Origin of the sequence: Achromobacter sp. UBA2119 (genome assembly GCF_002331005.1) — a bacterium.
GTDB classification, from domain to species: domain Bacteria; phylum Pseudomonadota; class Gammaproteobacteria; order Burkholderiales; family Burkholderiaceae_B; genus Achromobacter; species Achromobacter animicus.
Genome location: NZ_DCYD01000019.1, coordinates 494,944 through 512,016, shown reverse-complemented (window position 1 = coordinate 512,016; position 17,073 = coordinate 494,944). Strand labels below are relative to the sequence as shown.

17 protein-coding genes are annotated in these 17,073 nt (G+C 66.3%); 10 read left to right on the top strand and 7 right to left on the bottom strand.

The window, feature by feature from the left end:
• The first annotated feature begins 8 nt into the window (after positions 1 to 8).
• The 4 genes from ehuC to B3098_RS25930 all read left to right on the top strand — a co-directional run bounded on the left by ehuC (position 9) and on the right by B3098_RS25930 (position 3,306).
• Positions 9 to 662, top strand: a complete 654-nt coding sequence (gene ehuC, locus B3098_RS25945; RefSeq protein ID WP_105239463.1) for an ectoine/hydroxyectoine ABC transporter permease subunit EhuC — start codon at positions 9 to 11, stop codon at positions 660 to 662.
• Positions 659 to 1,330, top strand: coding sequence for an ectoine/hydroxyectoine ABC transporter permease subunit EhuD (gene ehuD, locus B3098_RS25940; RefSeq protein WP_286899962.1), 672 nt, complete (start codon positions 659 to 661; stop codon positions 1,328 to 1,330). Before ehuC ends, ehuD begins: the two co-directional genes overlap by 4 nt.
• A complete protein-coding gene (gene ehuA / locus B3098_RS25935; RefSeq protein ID WP_105239461.1) occupies positions 1,327 to 2,097 on the top strand; it encodes an ectoine/hydroxyectoine ABC transporter ATP-binding protein EhuA in 771 nt (256 codons plus the stop codon). Before ehuD ends, ehuA begins: the two co-directional genes overlap by 4 nt.
• 96 nt (positions 2,098 to 2,193) lie before the next feature.
• Entirely contained in the window at positions 2,194 to 3,306 is a 1,113-nt protein-coding gene (locus B3098_RS25930) for an NADH:flavin oxidoreductase/NADH oxidase (protein ID WP_175123451.1), read from the top strand.
• A gap of 121 nt (positions 3,307 to 3,427) precedes the next feature.
• Here B3098_RS25930 and B3098_RS25925 read toward each other — a convergent pair whose 3' ends face one another.
• From B3098_RS25925 to B3098_RS25915, 3 genes are all read right to left on the bottom strand, one after another.
• Positions 3,428 to 4,078: a dUTPase gene (locus tag B3098_RS25925; RefSeq protein ID WP_286900273.1), complete on the bottom strand. Its 651-nt coding sequence runs from the start codon at positions 4,076 to 4,078 to the stop codon at positions 3,428 to 3,430.
• Positions 4,079 to 4,169: 91 nt separating this feature from the next.
• Positions 4,170 to 4,721 carry a hypothetical protein gene (locus B3098_RS25920; RefSeq protein WP_286899959.1) on the bottom strand — a complete coding sequence of 184 codons (552 nt, stop codon included), beginning with the start codon at positions 4,719 to 4,721 and terminating at the stop codon, positions 4,170 to 4,172.
• Between the two features lie 13 nt (positions 4,722 to 4,734).
• A complete protein-coding gene (locus tag B3098_RS25915) occupies positions 4,735 to 5,373 on the bottom strand; it encodes a DedA family protein (RefSeq protein ID WP_175123449.1) in 639 nt (212 codons plus the stop codon).
• Between the two features lie 106 nt (positions 5,374 to 5,479).
• Between B3098_RS25915 and B3098_RS25910 the strand changes: the two genes are divergently transcribed.
• From B3098_RS25910 to B3098_RS25885, 6 genes are all read left to right on the top strand, one after another.
• Positions 5,480 to 6,520, top strand: a complete 1,041-nt coding sequence (locus B3098_RS25910; protein WP_286899956.1) for a metal-dependent hydrolase — start codon at positions 5,480 to 5,482, stop codon at positions 6,518 to 6,520.
• A 146-nt stretch (positions 6,521 to 6,666) separates the two neighbouring features.
• The gene (locus B3098_RS25905; protein ID WP_191575594.1) at positions 6,667 to 7,434 is read left to right on the top strand and encodes an IclR family transcriptional regulator; all 768 of its coding nucleotides are present in this window, start codon (positions 6,667 to 6,669) and stop codon (positions 7,432 to 7,434) included.
• A 65-nt stretch (positions 7,435 to 7,499) separates the two neighbouring features.
• On the top strand, positions 7,500 to 8,204 hold the full coding sequence (gene pepE, locus B3098_RS25900) for a dipeptidase PepE (protein WP_175138370.1): 705 nt from the start codon (positions 7,500 to 7,502) through the stop codon (positions 8,202 to 8,204).
• Positions 8,201 to 9,130, top strand: coding sequence for a DUF1177 domain-containing protein (locus B3098_RS25895; RefSeq protein ID WP_239214016.1), 930 nt, complete (start codon positions 8,201 to 8,203; stop codon positions 9,128 to 9,130). The genes pepE and B3098_RS25895 overlap by 4 nt, the downstream gene beginning before the upstream one ends.
• Positions 9,127 to 9,816 (top strand): AroM family protein, encoded by a 690-nt coding sequence (locus B3098_RS25890; protein ID WP_286899948.1) that lies wholly within the window; start codon positions 9,127 to 9,129, stop codon positions 9,814 to 9,816. Before B3098_RS25895 ends, B3098_RS25890 begins: the two co-directional genes overlap by 4 nt.
• Positions 9,817 to 9,929: 113 nt before the next feature.
• A complete protein-coding gene (locus B3098_RS25885; RefSeq protein ID WP_175183823.1) occupies positions 9,930 to 10,919 on the top strand; it encodes a Bug family tripartite tricarboxylate transporter substrate binding protein in 990 nt (329 codons plus the stop codon).
• A 220-nt stretch (positions 10,920 to 11,139) separates the two neighbouring features.
• On the opposite strand, the gene coaBC is transcribed toward B3098_RS25885, so the two are convergent.
• The 4 genes from coaBC to B3098_RS25865 form a co-directional block, all read right to left on the bottom strand.
• Positions 11,140 to 12,336 carry a bifunctional phosphopantothenoylcysteine decarboxylase/phosphopantothenate--cysteine ligase CoaBC gene (gene coaBC, locus B3098_RS25880; protein WP_175123442.1) on the bottom strand — a complete coding sequence of 399 codons (1,197 nt, stop codon included), beginning with the start codon at positions 12,334 to 12,336 and terminating at the stop codon, positions 11,140 to 11,142.
• Positions 12,337 to 12,624: 288 nt separating this feature from the next.
• A complete protein-coding gene (gene lspA / locus B3098_RS25875) occupies positions 12,625 to 13,155 on the bottom strand; it encodes a signal peptidase II (protein ID WP_286899944.1) in 531 nt (176 codons plus the stop codon).
• Between the two features lie 2 nt (positions 13,156 to 13,157).
• Positions 13,158 to 16,025, bottom strand: coding sequence for an isoleucine--tRNA ligase (ileS, locus tag B3098_RS25870; protein WP_286899942.1), 2,868 nt, complete (start codon positions 16,023 to 16,025; stop codon positions 13,158 to 13,160).
• Positions 16,015 to 16,980 (bottom strand): bifunctional riboflavin kinase/FAD synthetase, encoded by a 966-nt coding sequence (locus B3098_RS25865; protein ID WP_175123439.1) that lies wholly within the window; start codon positions 16,978 to 16,980, stop codon positions 16,015 to 16,017. The genes ileS and B3098_RS25865 overlap by 11 nt, the downstream gene beginning before the upstream one ends.
• Between the last annotated feature and the right edge of the window lie 93 nt (positions 16,981 to 17,073).

Below are 17,073 nucleotides of genomic sequence, written 5' to 3'. Positions count from 1 at the left end.
GGGCGCCGATGCAGCTGATGTCTGAACATATCGCGGAGCTGGTGCCGCCCCTGCTCGAGGGGTTGGCCGTCACGCTCCAGATCATGGCGGGCGCGGTGGTCCTGGCGGTGCCGCTTGCGCTGCTGTCCGGGATCGGGCGGCTGTCTTCCCTGCGGCCGGTGCGGTGGACGGCGTCGGTGTACGTCGAGGTCTTTCGCGGCACATCCGCCCTGGTGCAGCTCTTCTGGTTCTACTTCGTGCTGCCGCTGTTCGGCGTGCAGCTGCCTGCGATGCTGGTCGGCATTGTGGTGCTGGCGCTGAACGCGGGCGCGTACGGTGCGGAGGTGGTGCGCGGCGCCATCCGGGCCGTTCCGCCCGGGCAGCGTGAAGCCGGCGTGGCGCTGAACCTGACGCGCCGCCAGATCATGCAGCGCATCGTGCTGCCGCAGGCGGTGCCCGCCATGCTGCCGCCGGCGGGCAACCTGCTCATCGAGCTGTTGAAGAACACCGCGCTGGTGTCGCTGATCACCATCACCGACCTGACCTTCCGCGGCCAGTTGCTGCGCAGCGAAACCCTGCGCACGACCGAGATCTTCACGCTGATGCTGCTGATGTACTTCGGCGTGGCGCTGCTGATCACCGCGGGCGTGCGCCTGCTTGAGCGGAGGGTCCGAGTCCGATGACACCGATATTCGACTGGTCTTTCGCACTGGAAATCCTGCCCACGCTGGGCTCGGCGCTCGTCATCACCATCCAGGCCACTGTGCTCGGCATGCTGGTGGCGGTCACGTTGGGCCTGGTGCTTGCGATGCTTCGCCGATCGAAGCTGCGCGTCGTGTCGCTGCCCACGGCGTTCTTCATCGAGTTCGTGCGCAGCACGCCGCTGCTGGTGCAGATGTACTTCCTGTTCTATGTCATGCCGCTGACGGGGGCGCAGATGTCGCCGCTGATGACGGGGATCGTGGCGCTGGGGTTGCACTATGCCACCTATTGCGCCGAGGTCTACCGCGCCGGCATCGAGGCCGTGCCGCGCGGCCAATGGGAAGCCGCCACGGCATTGAACATGTCGCGCTGGCGCACGACGGTGGGCGTGGTGCTGCCGCAGGCGATTCCGCCCGTGGTGCCCGCGCTGGGCAACTACCTGGTGGCCATGTTCAAGGACACCCCGCTGCTGTCGGCCATCACGGTGGTCGAACTGCTGCAGCAAAGCAAGATGATCGGATCGGCGACGTTCCGGTACACCGAACCCCTGACCCTGGTGGGCCTGCTGTTCCTGGCGCTGAGCCTGGTCGCGGCCTGGGGCGTGCGCGGCCTGGAGGCCCGCCTGCAACGATTTGGAGGAAAGCGATGAGCGCCAGCGTAAGCATCAAGAATCTGCACAAGCGTTTTGGAGACGTGGAAGTCCTGCGCGGCATCAACCTCGAGATTCCGGCGGGGCAGACGGTGGCCGTCATCGGGCCGTCGGGCTCGGGCAAATCCACGTTGCTGCGCGTGCTGATGACGCTGGACCCGCCCACCAGCGGCGAGATCGAGATCGACGGCGAACCCATGTGGACCGACGCGCAGGGCCGCCCCGCCGGCGTCAATTCCGAACACCTGCGCAACGTGCGCGGCAAGATCGGCATGGTGTTCCAGCACTTCAACCTGTTCCCGCACATGACGGCGCTGGGCAACGCCATGGAGGCGCCGCTGCACGTGCTGGGCATGCCGCGCGACCAGGCACGCGATCGTGCCGTCGAATACCTCGAGATGGTGGGGCTGGGCGACAAGCTGGACGTCTATCCGGCGCAACTGTCGGGCGGGCAGAAGCAGCGCGTCGGCATCGCGCGCGCGCTGGCGATGTGTCCGCAGGTCATGCTCTTCGACGAGGTCACGTCCGCGCTGGATCCGGAGCTGGTCGGCGGGATTCTGCAGATCCTGCGCGACCTGTCGGCCCGCCGCAGCATGACGATGATCATCGTGACGCACCAGATGAAGTTCGCCGAACGCAGCTCGGATCGCACGCTGTTCTTTGACCAGGGCAACATCGTCGAAGACGCGGAATCGTCAGTGCTGTTCAGCCAGCCCAAGGAGGCGCGCACGCGCCAGTTCCTGGATTCGGTGATCGAAGGGCAGTAGGCGCGCGCTTAAACCCTGCCGGGGGCGTTGGGATTTGGGGGCGTTTGCATGTCCGGGCGCTATGCTGTTTCGTCCAATGCACCCGGAGCCCCTCGCATGAGCCATCTGTTCAGCCCCACGTCAATCGGCAACGTCGAACTGCCCAACCGCATCGTCATCGCACCCATGTGCGAATACTCGGCGGAAGAGGGCCGTGCCACCGACTGGCACATGATTCACCTGGGACATCTGGCGCTATCGGGCGCGGCGCTCCTGTTTACCGAAGCCACCGCAGTCGAGGCCGATGGCCGCATCTCGCCGGGAGACCTGGGCCTGTGGTCCGACGAGACCGAAGCCGCACTGGGCAAGGTGGTCGCCGCCGTGCGCCGCTATTCGCCGATCAAACTGGGCATCCAATTGGGACACGCCGGCCGCAAGGCATCCAGCGATGCGCCCTGGAACGGCGGCCAGCTCGTGCCCGAAAGCGACGGCGGCTGGCTGGGCTGGGCGCCGTCGGCTGTACCGCACAACGCGCACGAGCCCGCGCCGCATGCGCTGGACGATGCGGGCCTTGAACGCATCCGCAATGCATTTGTGGACAGCGGCCGCCGCGCGCTGCGCCTGGGCTTTGATGCGATCGAGGTGCATGCCGCACACGGTTATCTGCTGCATCAATTCCTGTCGCCGCTTTCGAATCGGCGCGACGACGCGTACGGGGGATCTCTGGAAAACCGCATGCGCTTTCCGCTGGAAATCTTCCAGGCCCTGCGCGACATCACGCCGCCTTCCGTGGCGCTGGGCGTGCGCGTATCAGCGACGGACTGGGTGGAGGGCGGCTGGGACCTTGAGCAAACCCTGGTGTTCGCCGAGGCGCTGAAAGCGCGCGGCTGTGAATTCATCGACGTGTCCAGCGGCGGCGTGTCGCCGCAGCAGAAGATTCCGGTGGGGCCGAATTACCAGGTCCCGTTCGCCGAAGAGATCAAGCGCCGGATCGGCATGCCGACCATCACGGTGGGATTGATCACCGAGGCCCAGCAGGCCGAGGACATCCTGGCGCAGGGCAAGGCGGACATGGTCGCGCTGGCGCGCGGCATGCTGTATGACCCGCGCTGGCCGTGGCACGCGGCGGCCGAACTGGACGGCCAGGTCAGCGCGCCGAAGCAATACTGGCGGTCGCAGCCGCGCGAGCTGAAGGCGTTGTTTGGCGAGACGCGCTTCGGACAGCGATAGGCTGTCAGGCAAGGTCAATGAAGAAACGCCGCGATTGCGGCGTTTTTTTCGTCAGAATTCTGCGGGCAGCTTTTCGCGTCAACGGATTGCGGGCAGCGCCGGCCGTCATCGGCCACGCCGCCTACAGCTTGGCGTATGCGGCTTCCAGCTCGCGATGCAACACGTCGGCAAAGTCCGCGCTGGCGGGATCCTGCTGCGACAGCAGGCGCGCCAGCACGACGTTGTCTTCCTCGCCGTTCCAGATCTTGATGTAGGTGCCTTCCTTGTAGCCGTGCTGCTGGCGGAAGATGTTCAACACGTTCTTGGACACGTATTGGGTGTAGGCGTCGTTCCAGGTCATCTCGCAGGCGGTCATCGTCTGCTCCAGGACCTTGAAGCTGGCGCGTCCGCACACGGCCAGACCGCCGATCAGCTCAAGCAGTTCCGGCACGTTCAGCGCGTCCAGGGCGTAAGCCTTGCCGTCCAGCTCGACGCGGGCGGGTGAGGCCAGGTCGGCCACCAGCGCGCGGGCGGCGGCGTCGACGTCGCCAGCCGACTGGACGATCGTGTGCGACAGATAGAAGTGCAGGATGTCGACCAGTTCCATCTGGACCTGCGGCAGGTCGATGGTCTGCTTCTTCCACCACTTCCAGCCGTAGTGCTCCAGGGCTTCGGCCGATTCGACGAACGCGGCGCGCAGGAAGCGGGCGCCGCCGTTGACCCAGTCCGGATTGATCATGCTGTTCAGATGGCCTTGCAGCTTCAGCATCGTGGCCGCCTGGGCCTGGTTCAATCCGACTACGTTGTTCACTTTCACTCCGGGAGGGGCTGGTTCAATGGGCGGAAATGTTAGCACCAACGCCAACCAGCCAAGCCGCGGCGTGTCAGGCGCCGTCCTTGCGGTATGACGACGGCGTCAGGGGCGGCAGCTTGTTCAGCGGCGACTTGCGCGGGTTGCGCGCGCTGCTGGCCGCCTTGAACAGCATGAAGGCAAAGAAGGCCAGGAACACGGCGGGCATCAGTTCGTCCAGTTCAAACCGGGGGCTGTGAAACGCGCGGAAAGCGATGTTGGCCGCGGCCCAGCCTGCCATGATGCCGGCCACCGTCAGCACGGCGCCGATCTTGCGTGACCGCGCCTGGCGGGCGAGCGTGATGTTGGCCTCGTCGGGCTGGCCCGGGAACGTCGCCAGGGGCGCTTCGGATGCCGAACGCGCACGCGGGGATGGCGACGCGGTATTGCCCCAAGGCGCGTCGGACAGCGAACCGGGCGTCGGGGAGGGCGGGACGGCCACGGGCATCGGCACGGCAACCGGCGCCGTCTGCCTGCGCGTTTCGCGCCGGCTGGCGATGCGGCCCGGCGAGGCGCCTTTCGCGTTGGTCAACTCTTCGATATAGCGCGCGAAATCGCCGTTCTTGGGCTCGGCATCGATGGCCATGACGCTCTCCGGATCAATTGCCCCGCCGCGCGCGCACCGGTTGGCGGCGCTTGCGCACCATGGCGAGGAGAAGCCCGCATCCTAGCAAAACCGAGAGCCCCGCGCCGATCATCATGGCGATCTGCTGCGCGTTCTGCGCCGTGCCCAGGCTGCGCGCGGTGATGTAGCCGGGCGCCAGCATCAGCGGCATCCACAGCACTGCCGACAGCACGTTGGCCAGCTGGAAGCGGCCATGCGCCATGCCCATCACGCCCGCCACCGTGGGAATGGTGGAGCGGATGGGGCCCAGAAAGCGGCCGATCAGCACCGACGCAAAGCCGTAGCGGTAGAAGAACAGCCGAGCCCGTGCCACGCCGGTGCGCTGCTGCTTGAGCGGCCAGCGCCGCAGCACGCTGGGTCCTGCCCAGCGGCCCAGATAGTATGAGAGCGCGTCGCCCACGATCGCGCCGGCGATGCCCCAGGCGATCACGCCCCAGGGCGCGAGCGTGCCGGCGCCGATCAGGCCGCCCGTCAGCAGCATCAGGGCGGTCGCGGGAATGAAAAGTCCCAGGAGTACCATGGACTCGCCCAGCGTGAGCAGGAAGGTGATCGGTCCGGCCCAAGCCTGGTTGGCTTCGATGAACTGGCCGATCTGGGTGATGTATTCATCCATGATGCAAAGTTGAAAATTAGCTGAACGCAATCGAGTATGTTAACGCCTGCGCGGCCGGCCGTGAGGCGGCTAGGCCATTTGGCGGAACGCTCGACGTTGGAGAAACATGGATTCAGTTACACAAGCGGTGCTGGGCGCCAGCATTCAAGGCGCCATGCTGGGGCGCGTGCAGGGCAGACGCGCCCTCATCTATGGCGCGGCGCTGGCCACCTTGCCGGATCTGGATGTCCTGATGAGCTACCCGGACCCGGTGTCGCTCATGACCTATCACCGCGGCTTCTCGCATTCCGTTTTCGTGCTGACCGGCCTGGCGATGCTGCTGGCCTGGCTGATACGCAAGTATTGGCCCAATGCACCCTATGGCGGGCGAAGGCTGTTCCTGACGATATGGCTGGTGCTGGTGACGCATCCCATCCTGGATGCGTTTACCGTCTACGGCACCCAGTTGTTCTGGCCGCTGGCCCTCACGCCGGAAAGCTGGTCCACCGTGTTCATCATCGATCCGGTCTATACCGTGCCCCTGCTGTTGGGCGTCCTGTTTGCCATCGCGGTCGGAATGACCCGCAACGCGCGCCGCTTCATGGTGGGGGCGCTGGTCTTCAGCACGCTATACCTTGGTTTCGGGCTGGCTGGCCGCATGGCGGCCGAGCATCGCGTGCGGGACGCCATGCAGGAACAAGGCGTTACGGTGACGCAATTGCGCGCGGTGCCCATGCCGTTCAACACGTTGGTGTGGCGGGTGTTTGCCAAGACCGGCGATGGCGACTATTACGAATCGGTCAGCAGCCTGTTCGACCGCGATCCGCCTGAATGGGTGCGTTTGCCGCTCAATCTGGACGCCGGACGCGTGCTGTCGGGCGAGCCGCTGCACGAACGGCTGCGTTGGTTCACGGATGACTGGCTGCGGTATGACGTGATCGGCGATGCGCTGGTCGTGTCGGACCTGCGCATGGGAATGGCGGGTCACTATACCTTCCGGTTCAAGATGGCGGAGCGTGCGACAGATGGCACGTGGCGCGCGGTTACGCCGTCCGTCTGGCCGACCAGCCGCGGCGGCTGGAATGAGATGAAGCTGGTGCTGGGTCGCATCCTGCATGCGCAACCGCCGCTGCCGCTGGCCGAGTGGTCCGAACTGACGAAGCAGTAGGCTGAAGTCGGGCTGACGGCTCGCACGAACAAGGCTCCCGCGACCCGGGAGCCTTTTTTCTTGCGCGGCCGTATTGACCTGTTTCCGCTGCTTGCATTATTCTTGTTCGCTAATAAGGAACTTCAGTTCCGTTAAATGGAACAAACATGAGTATTCTTGACGGCGTTCAACGCGTGCTGTCGCTGTACGCAGAGGGCGCGGCCGAACTGAGCTTTACCGAGGTCGCCGCTAGGCTGGCCATGCCGAAAAGCACGGCTTCGCGTCTGCTGAACCAGATGCAGAACTACGGCATGCTCGATCAGGACGCCGCCACGCGCCGCTATCGGCCTGGCGCGCTGCTCGCGCAGGCCGTGCGTGCCGGTATGGCCGCCACGCCACTGGACGAGGCCTGCCGCGCCGTCCTGGCCCGGCTGTCGGACGACAGCGGACTCACGGCGTATCTGTCCACGCTGAATCAGCGCGAGACCGTCGTGCTGCAACGGCTGAATGGCTCGCACCCCGTGCAGGTGCTGTCGCCGCCCGGATCGCGCCGCGCCGCGTCGGGCACGGCGATGGGCCGGGCGCTGCTGTCGCGGCTGACCGACACCGAATTCCAGGCCCTGTATGGCGCCGATCCCGCCCAGTCGCTGCCAATGGAAGGACGAGACTGCCCGGCCACCGTCGGCGACCTGGCCGCGTTGGTTGCGCAGACGCGCGCGGACCACTGCGGCGTGGCGATCGACCAGGCTATGCCGGGCATCGGCGCCGTCGCGGCAGCTGTGCGGGACCCCGCCACCGGCGAACTGCGCGGGCTCTGCCTGTCGTTTGTCTCGTTCCAGGCTGATGCGGCGCGCGTGGCGGTGCTGCGCGAATCCGTGCTGCAGCACGTCGGCGCGCTTGGCCGCGAGCTCAACGATCCCTACTGGCTGAACTGACCTACTGAATGCCTTGTGGCGGCCTCGCCGCCGCATCCAGAACCATCACCTATCGGACCTCATTCATGAACCTTCTGCTCCTCAGCAATTCCAGCAGCGACGCCGGCTATCTGGTGCACGCCATGGCCGACATCCGCGAACTGATCGAATCCCTGCCGCAAGGCGCGCCGGCCGTGTTCGTGCCGTTCGCGGGGGTCACGCGCAACTGGGACGACTACACGGCGCTGGTCACGTCGGCATTGGCCGACACGGGCCTGGCCATCCAGGGCCTGCACACCGCGCAGGATCCGGTCGCGGCACTGGAAGGCGCATCCGTCATCATCGTGGGCGGCGGCAACACGTTCAACCTGCTGGGCGAATTGCGCCGCCAGGGCCTGCTCGACGTCGTGGCGCGCCGCGTGCGCGAGGGCGCGGCCTACCTGGGCTGGAGCGCGGGTTCCAACCTGACGTGCCCCACCATCTGCACGACGAACGACATGCCCATCACCGACCCGAAAGGCTTCGACGCGCTGGGGCTGGTGTCCTTCCAGATCAATCCGCACTACACCAACGCGCATCCTCCCGGCCACCGCGGCGAAACGCGCGCCCAGCGCCTCGCCGAGTTCTGCACGCTGAATCCGGCCATGCCGGTGCTGGGCCTGCCCGAAGGCGCAGGCCTGCGCGTGCGCGGCGCTAAGATCGCGCTGGTTGGCCCGCACGACGCGCCGCTCTTCCTGGGCCGCGAAGAACCGCGCATGTTCCGTCCTGGCCCGGTGGAGATCCCGGCATGAAGCAGGTGATCGACGCCATCGAATTGCTGTCGTCCGCGCACGTCACGGGCGAATCCGTGGCACGGGTGCTACGCGACGCGGGCAATTGCGAAGTCGAGGTCACGCCTCTTGCGCGTGACGGCTTGGCCACGGATTTTCTGTCCATCGTGATTCCCGGCCTGGATGATTCGGCTCCGCAATTGGGCATCGTCGGCCGGCTGGGCGGCATCGGTGCGCGCCCCGCGGTGACGGGCCTGGTGTCCGACAGCGACGGTGCGGTCGTGGCGATTGCCGCCGCGCTCAAGCTGATGGCGATGGCGAAGCAGGGCGACGTGCTGCCCGGCACGGTCCGCATCCGCACCCACATCTGCCCGCGCGCCGGCACGCGGCCGCATCATCCGGTGCCGATGATGCGCTCGCCGTTCCCCATGCGCGAGATGATGTCGCACGAAGTGGATCCGCGCATGGACGCGATCCTGTCGGTGGACACGACGCGCGGCAACCGCCTGGTCAACAAGCGCGGCGTGGCGCTCACGCCGGTCGCCAAGCAGGGCTACCTGCTGCGCATTCCCGAGACCATGCTGGACGTCATGGGTTGGGTCAGCGGTGAACTGCCGGTGACGCTGCCCTTGACCACGCAGGACATCACGCCCTACGAAAACGGGTTGTGGCACGTGAACTCCCTGATGCAGCCGGCCATCGTCACGGACGCGCCGGTCGTCGGCGTGGCCTTGACGGCGCAGACCACCGTGCCGGGTTGCGCCACGGGTGTCACCAACGCCGTGGATGCCGACGTCGCCATGCGCTTTTGCATCGAGGTCGCCAAGCTCTACGGGCAGCGCGCCATGACCTTCTTCGACGACGCCGAGTGGGGCGCGCTGCAGGCCCGCTACGGTTCGATGGCGCACCTGCAGACCGTCGGCCGCGAAGACGGAGCCGCGCAATGAGCGCCCTCACACCGCGCCGCGTCGCGTTCTTCACCATCGGTCAATCGCCGCGTAGCGACGTGGTGCCGGAGATGGCGCCCGTGCTCGGCGCCCATGTGCGCATCGATGAGTTCGGCGCGCTCGACGGCTTGGACGCGGAAGCTTTGGCCGCGCTGGCGCCGCGACCGCGCGAATACCGCTTTGCCACGCGCATGCGCGACGGTTCCCAGATCGAACTGGACGCAGCCGCTGCCGAGGCGCGCTTGGCCGACGTGATGCGCCAGGCGGACGGGCAGGGCTACGACATCCTGGTCCCGCTGTGCACCGGCACGGCCATCGCGCCGATGCGCACCTTGGTGGTCGAGCCGCAGCAGGTCGTGGATCACCTGGTCGCGGGCCTGGCGCAGCATTGCCGAAAGGTCGGGCTGGTGGTTCCGCTGGAAGCGCAGGTCGACGCTTTTCATATGGCCGTGCCGCTGGAATGCGAAACGCAGGTCGTGCACGCGTCGCCGTACGAGGCCGACGCGCAGCAGGCCGCCCGCAACTTCGAGGCCGCCGGACGCGAACTGGCGTCGTGCGATCTGATCGTCATGCACTGCATGGGCTACGCGCAGTCCATGCGCCGAGCCGTGGCGCAGGCATCGGGCCGCCCCGTGCTGTTGTCCAACCGCCTGGTCGCGCAGGCCTTGGCACAAATACTGGAATAACGCCGCCGGACGCAATCCCGAAGTTCCGGCCGCACAGGTTCGCGCGGCCGGTCCGGGCGAGCGGCGAGAGGAGACGAAGCCGACTTCGTCAATCAATCGTTGGGAGTTTTTTTATGATCAGCCGTACCTTGCACCGCGCCGCTGGCGCTCTATTCGCCGTCGCCGCGCTGTCGGCCACGTCGGCGTATGCCGCCGACGCCTGGAAGCCCGCCAAACCCGTGCGCCTGCTCGTGGGCTTCGCGCCGGGCGGTTCGGCCGATACGCTGGCCCGCCTGCTGGCCGAGCCGCTGTCGGCCCGCCTGGGCCAGCCTGTCGTCGTCGAGAACCTGGCCGGCGCCGGCGGCAACATCATGGCGTACCGCCTGAGCCAGGCGCCCGCCGACGGCTACACCATCGGTATCGCCGCGGCCGGTTCCATGGCCATCACCCATGTCCTGAATCCCAAGGGCACGAACTACAAGCCCGCCGACTTCACGCCCATCACGCTGGCCGCGGTGCAGCCCAATGTGGTCATCGTGAACAAGGACGTGCCGGCCAACAACCTGGCCGAACTGAAGGAATATTTCCAGAAAACGCCGACTGCCACGTACGGCACTGCGGGCGTCGGCATCTCCAACCACCTGATCGCCGAGACCATGCTGTACAAGCTGGGCGTCAAGGTGCCGCACGCCGCCTACCGCGGCGCCGCGCCCGTGATCACCGACCTGCTCGGCGGCCACATCGCCATGACGATGGACAACATTTCGACCGCTGCGCCGTTGGCGTCGCAAGGCAAGGTCAAGGCAATTGCGGTAGCGTCGATCAAGCGCGCCGCGCAATTGCCCAACGTGCCGACGCTGGACGAACAAGGCCTGAAGGGCTTTGACATGCCGACGTGGCAAGGCGTGTTCGCGCCCGCCGGTCTGCCCGCGGACGTGCTGGCCGCCTATTACGCCGCACTGCAGGACGTGCTGAAGCAACCCGCGCTGATCGAGAAGATGGCCGGCCTGGGTTCGGAGCCCGTCACCGGCATGACGCCCGAGAAGTTCAGCGAGTTTCTTGAAAACGACCGCAAGCAATGGGCGGACATCGTCAAGGCCGCGAACATCAGCCTGGAGCAGTAAGGCGCCGCAAGCGGCTTGAACCGCTGTAAGGCAAAACGCCAGACCCGAGAGGGCCTGGCGTTTTTTGTTGGAGCGTCGGAGAAGAGGCGGCGGCTTGTCGGAGCATGACGCGCGGCTGGCCGGCGATTATCGGATCCTGCCTAGGCTCATCGAAGCTTGCGCAAGCCAATCGGCGCTTGCGCAGGCTCGGCGCGGCGTAGCGCGGCAATGCGCCACCGCGTCAGGCCGGCATGCGCGCCGCGATCTCCGCGATGAGACGGCGCGCGGCATCCAGCTTGTTGCCGGCGGGCAGCGGGTGTGTGCCTTGCGCGTCGAACAGCACCAGTTCGGTGGTGTCGGCGTCCATGACCTTGTGCGCCAGATTGCCGACCAGCAGCGGGATGCCTTTGCGCGTGCGCTTGGCTTCGGCGTGCTCGGCCAGCTTTTCCGTTTCGGCGGCAAAGCCCACGCACCAGGGGCCATTTTCGAGCTTGGCCACTTCGGCCAGGATGTCCGGATTGGGCTCGAATTCCATCAGCGGCGCGCCGCCGCCTTCGCTGGTTTTCTTCAGCTTCTGCGTGCTGACGTTCTTGACGCGCCAATCGGCCACGGCGGCGACGGCGATGAAGATGTCGGCATCGCCCACACTGGCCATCACGGCGTCGTGCATCTGGCGCGCGGTGGTGACGGGCAGGGCGGTTACGCCGCGCGGGATGGGCAGGAATGTGGCGCCGGTGATGAGGGTGACACGGGCGCCGGCCTCGCGGGCGGCGCGAGCCAGCGCATAACCCGTCTTGCCGGAAGACCGGTTGCTCAGCACACGCACCGGGTCCACGGGTTCAGAGGTGGGGCCTGCGGTCAGCAGCACGTGGCGGCCGGCCAAGAGCTTGGGCTGGAAGAAGGCGATCAGGTCGGTCAGGATCTCATGGGCTTCGAGCATCCGGCCGTCGCCGGTTTCGCCGCAGGCCTGTTCGCCCGCCGAGGGGCCCAGCACGGTGACACCGTCTCCGCGCAGGGTTTCGACGTTGCGCTGCGTAGCGGGGTTAGCCCACATTTCGCGGTTCATGGCGGGCGCCACCAGCAGCGGACAGGCGCGGGCCACGCACAGCGTGGACAACAGGTCGTCGGCCATGCCGTGTGCCACCTTGGCCATGAAGTCGGCGCTGGCGGGCGCGATCAACACGGCGTCCGCGCCGCGCGTCAGGTCGATGTGCGCCATGTTGTTGGGCACGCGCGCATCCCAGGCGTCCACGAACACGGGGCGGCCCGACAGTGCCTGCATGGTGACCGGCGTGATGAAGTGCGTGGCCGCCTCGGTCATCACCACATCCACCGTGGCGCCTTGTTCGGTCATGCGCCGCACCAGCTCGGCGATTTTGTAGCATGCGATGCCTCCGGTCAGACCGAGGACGATGCGTTTGCGGGCGAGATCGAGCATGAGGACGGAGCGGCGGGTTAGCGCCGCGTAATCGTGGAAGTGAGAGGGATTTTATTCTGCATTGCCGCAATGCGCCGTTCGCCATGCATTAGAGGGGGCATCAAACCGGACGAAAGTCGCGGAAGGCGCAGCATGGGTAGGCCTGATGAAAGCAGAAAGGGGCGCAAAGAGGGCCGCTGAATGGGGGCGCAAACAGGCGCTTCGAAACGGCGCTTGGGAGAAGGCGCTGCAAAAAAGCACTGCAAAAAGGCGCTGCAGAAAAGGGGGGCGTTGCCCCCCCTTGTCTCGTCACGCTTGCGGCTTGCGGGCACGAAGCAGTTCGTCCAGCACCAGCAGCACGGCGCCGCAGGTGATGCCGACGTCCGCCAGGTTGAAGGCGGGGAACTGCCAGTCGTTCCAGTAGAAGAGCAGAAAGTCCACCACGTGGCCATAGGCCACTCGGTCGATGACGTTGCCGATGGCGCCGCCCAGGATGAGCGTCAGCGCCAGGCTGAAACGCGGCTGGCCGTGCGTACGGCGCAGCATCCATACGATGACCACCACCGCCACGACACCGAGTCCGGTGAACAGCCAGCGCTGCCAGCCTTCTTCGGAAGCGAGGAAGCTGAAGGCGGCGCCGCGGTTGAACACCAGCGTGAAGTCGAAGAAGGGCAGGATGTTGACGCGCTCGCCGTACTGGAATGACGTGTTGAAGTACACCTTCGTCAATTGGTCCAGCACGATGATCAGCAACGCCAGCGCCAGCCAGCCACCCACGCGTGCGGGCGCGGCGCGGGCGGGGGCGGCGCCCGTCACTCCGGGTTCGGCGGGGCGGGCCATGTTCAAGCCTTGTCGCGGGCTTCGCCCGAGCCGAACAGGTTGGACACGCAGCGGCCGCAGATCTCGGGATGATCGGCGTCCTGGCCGACGTCAAGACGCCAGTGCCAGCAACGTTCGCACTTCTTGTGGGCCGACGGCGTGACCTCGATGCGGGTGTCACCTTCGCCCGCGTGCACCGCGGCGCGCGAGACGATCAGGACGAAGCGCAGGTCGTCGCCCAGGCTGGCCAGCAGTTGCTGGTCTTCGCCGCTGGCGTACAGGTCGACTTCGGCCTGCAGCGACGAACCGATATCGCCCGCCGTACGCACTTCTTCCAGCTTGCGCTGGACCTCGGCGCGGATGGCGCGCAGGCGCGTCCACTTGGCGGTCAGGGCATCGGCGTCCGCAAACGGCGGCAGCACGTGATAGACCTCGGTGAAGATCGTGGCGCGGGCTGCGTCGGCCTGGTTCTTCAGGGCGGAGGCAACCAGTTCCTTCCAGGCCTCCTCCGCCGTGAACGACAGGATGGGCGCCATCAGCTTGAGCAGCGTCTGCGTGATGTCCAGCAGGGCCGTCTGCGCCGAGCGGCGGGCGCGGCTGTCGGGGGCCGACGTGTAGAGGCGATCTTTCAGGATGTCCAGGTAGAACGCGCCCAGGTCTTCCGAGCAGAACGTCTGCAAACGCGAGACGGCCGGATGGAAATCGTAGCGTTCGTAGTTGGCCTGCACTTCCGACTGCATCTGCGCCGTCATGGCCAGCGCGTAGCGGTCGATCTCGAAGAGTTCGCCGTAAGGCACCGATTGCGACACGGCGTCGAAGTCGGCCAGGTTGGCCAACAGGAAGCGCAGGGTGTTGCGGATGCGGCGATAGCCTTCCACCACGCGCTTGAGGATCTCGTCCGAGATCGACAGCTCACCCGAGTAGTCGGTGGAGGCCACCCACAGGCGCAGGATTTCGGCGCCCAGGGAATCGGAGACCTTCTGCGGGGCAATCACGTTGCCGACCGACTTGCTCATCTTGCGGCCCTGGCCGTCCACCACGAAGCCGTGCGTCAGCAGGGCCTTGTAGGGCGGCTGGCCGTACAGCATGCAGCCGGTCAGGAGCGACGAATGGAACCAGCCGCGATGCTGGTCCGAGCCTTCCAGGTAGAGGTCGGCGGGCCAGGCGAGTTCAGCGCCATGCGAACCGGCGAATTCGCCGTCCTTGCCGCCCAGCACCGTTGCGTGCGTGCTGCCCGAGTCGAACCATACGTCCAGTGTGTCGCGGTTCTTTTCGTACTGGTCGGCTTCGTCGCCGAGAAGCTCGCGGGGATCGAGCGCCTGCCAGGCCTCGATGCCGCCCTGTTCGACGCGCTGCGCCACCTGTTCCAGCAATTCGGACGTGCGCGGATGCAGTTCGCCGGTTTCCTTGTGCACGAAGAACGCCATCGGGACGCCCCACTGGCGCTGGCGCGACAGGGTCCAGTCCGGACGGTTGGCGATCATGGCATGCAGACGGGCGCGGCCCCACGCGGGGTAGAACGCCGTGGCGTCGATGCCGGCCAGCGCCGATTCGCGCAGGGTCGGGCTGCCATCCTTGGGCGCGACATCCATGCCCGCGAACCATTGGCTGGTCGCGCGGTAGATGATCGGCGTCTTGTGGCGCCAGCAGTGCATATAGCTGTGCTTGTGCTTTTCGACGTGCATCAGCGCGCCGGCTTCCTTGAGCGCTTCGACGATCTTGGGGTTTGCGTCCCAGATCGACAGGCCGCCAAAAAGCGCCAGGCTGTCCACGTACTTGCCGTCGCCCATCACCGGGCTGATGAAGTCGGTGTCCTTCATGCCGTGCTCCTTGCACGACACAAAGTCTTCGATACCGTAAGCCGGCGCCGAGTGCACCACGCCGGTGCCGGAGTCTGCCGTGACGTAGTCGCCCAGGTACACGGGCGCCTTGCGATCGTAGGCGGCGTTGAACTGCGCCAGCGGATGGCGGAACTCGATGCCTGACAGGGCCTCGCCGGGCGCCCTAGCGATGACTTCGCCTTCGAGGTCCCACGATTTCAGGCAGGCTTCGACGCGTTCCTTGGCGATGAGCAGCAGGGGACCGAACTTGGGCGTGGCAGCCGAAGTGACCCGCACCAGCGCGTATTCAATTTCGGGATGGACGTTCAGCGCCTGGTTGGACGGAATGGTCCAGGGCGTGGTCGTCCAGATCACGATGGCGCCGTCGTCCACCGAATCCAGGCCGAACGCTTGGGCCAGCCGTTCGTGGTCGGCGAACGGGAACGCGACGTCCACGGCGGGATCCACGCGATCCGCGTATTCGACTTCAGCCTCGGCCAGCGCCGAGCCACAGTCAAAACACCAGTTCACCGGCTTCAGGCCACGGAACACGTAGCCCTTGTCCAGGATGCGGCCCAGCGCACGGATCTCGTCGGCCTCGTTGCTGTAGTTCATCGTCATGTACGGACGATCCCACTCGCCCAGCACGCCCAGGCGCTTGAAGTCCTTGCGCTGGCGATCGATCTGTTCGAGGGCGTAGGCGCGGGCCTTGGATTGCACTTCCGCCACGGGCAGGTGCTTTCCGTACTTCTTTTCGATCTGGATCTCGATGGGCATGCCGTGGCAGTCCCAGCCGGGCACGTAGTGCGCGTCATAGCCGGCCATGTTGCGGCTCTTGACGATGATGTCCTTCAGGATCTTGTTGACCGCGTGGCCGATGTGGATGTCGCCGTTCGCATAGGGCGGGCCGTCATGCAGCACGAAGCGCGGCCGGCCGCGGCTGGCCGCACGGATCGCCTGGTAGACGTGGTTTTCCTCCCATTGCGCAATCCAGGCGGGCTCGCGCTTGGCGAGGTCGCCCCGCATGGGGAAGGGGGTATCGGGCAGGTTGAGGGTCTTTTTATAGTCCATGAACGGCAAAATAGGCGCGCGCGTTTCGCGCGTCTTCGGCGATGGCGGCAGTCAGGGAAGGGAGATCAGGAAATTTTTCTTCGTCCCGCAGCTTTTGCAGGAATTCAACGCGTACGAGTTTACCGTAAGCGTTGACGGACTCGTCGAGCAGGTGTGACTCAAGCAGCACTCTGCCGCGGTCCTCGACCGTCGGGCGCACGCCCAGGCTCGCCACCGCCGGCAGCGCGCGGTCGGCCAGCCCATGAACCTGCACGACGTAGATGCCCGACCGCGCGGCGCATCGTTCGGCCACACGCAGGTTCATGGTGGGATAGCCGAGCGTACGGCCGAGCTTCTGGCCGTGGATCACGTGCCCGCTGATATGGAACGGGTGGCCCAGCAGATGGCGCGCTCGTTCCAGGTCGCCCACGGCCAGCGCGGTGCGCACCTCGGAACTGGAAATGCGGTGACCTTGACGGTCGGTCACGTCCGCCAGCGTCTGGACCTCGAAGCCATGCACCATGCCGGCTTCGCGCAGCAGGTCGATATCGCCGCTGCGCTTGTGCCCGAAGCGAAAGTCCTCGCCCACGAGCAGCCATTTGGTCTGCAGGCCCTGCACCAGTAGGTGCTCAATGAAGGCGTTGGCCGACATTTCAGCCAGCCGGGCATTGAACCGCTCGACCACGACCTGCGATATGCCGTAGCGCGCCAGCGCGGCCAGCTTGTCGCGCAGCCCCGAAATGCGGGTCGGCGCCAGTTCCGGACGCTGGTTGAGGGTGGCGAAATATTCCCGCGGGTGGGGCTCGAACGTCATCACGGCCGGCGTCAGCCCGCGTTCGCGGGCCACCTGGCAGACGCGGGCAAGCATGGCCTGGTGCCCGCGATGGACGCCGTCGAAATTGCCGATTGTCAGCGCGCAAGGGGCGCGCCGTTCGGGCGGGGGCAGGGATCGGTAGATGCGCAGCGATGGTTTCACGAGCGAGAGTTTACAATTTTGGATTACGGGTTTGTTCGTATCCCACCCGCAGGGGGGGCTCAGCCGCCTTTGCGGGCACGGCGTGCGCAGGGC